This is a genomic window from Chloroflexaceae bacterium, assembly GCA_025057155.1.
Classification (GTDB): Bacteria; Chloroflexota; Chloroflexia; order Chloroflexales; family Chloroflexaceae; genus JACAEO01.
Genome location: JANWYD010000183.1, coordinates 1 through 508, shown reverse-complemented (window position 1 = coordinate 508; position 508 = coordinate 1). Strand labels below are relative to the sequence as shown.

1 protein-coding gene is annotated in these 508 nt (G+C 71.5%); it reads left to right on the top strand.

Features of this window, described 5'->3' with window-relative positions; genetic code table 11:
* A partial coding sequence (locus tag NZU74_20915) for a hypothetical protein (protein ID MCS6883783.1) occupies positions 1–508 on the top strand: 508 nt, incomplete at both ends.

The window sequence follows — 508 nt, the reverse complement described above, 5'->3', positions numbered from 1 at the left end:
GACGGCCTAACCGGCCTCTCTGCCGAACATCGCGCCTTGCTGGAGCCGGTCGCGGCCTTGCTGCGCGGCGAACCGCAAGCCGTTCTGGCCGCAAAACCGGCCGGCTGGTGGGAGCAGCTAACTATACAGGGCCGCGCCGGGCAGGCGCTCGAATTGTGGCGCGGCCTGGCGCAACTGGCCACCGGCGACGCCGCCTCCGCGCGTTCCACGCTGACGCGCCTGGGAGAGCGCCACCTGCGTAGCGCCGCCGAAAGCGTGCGCAGCTTCTACGCCGGGCTGGCCGCTGCCGCCAACGGGCAGCCCGACATCGCCCTGGCCGAATGGACGGCCATCGCCCACAACGCCGTCCGCTCCAATTTGCCCCTCCTGCCGCGCCTTAGCCGCGCGCTGGCCGAGGGTCATCAACGCCAGCTTTGGGAACTTCAGGCTGCCGGGAAGTGGGCCGAACTGCTGGCGAAGGCGGAAGAAGTGGCCGCGCTCGCGCCGGCTGAACGCGCGCCGCAGATGG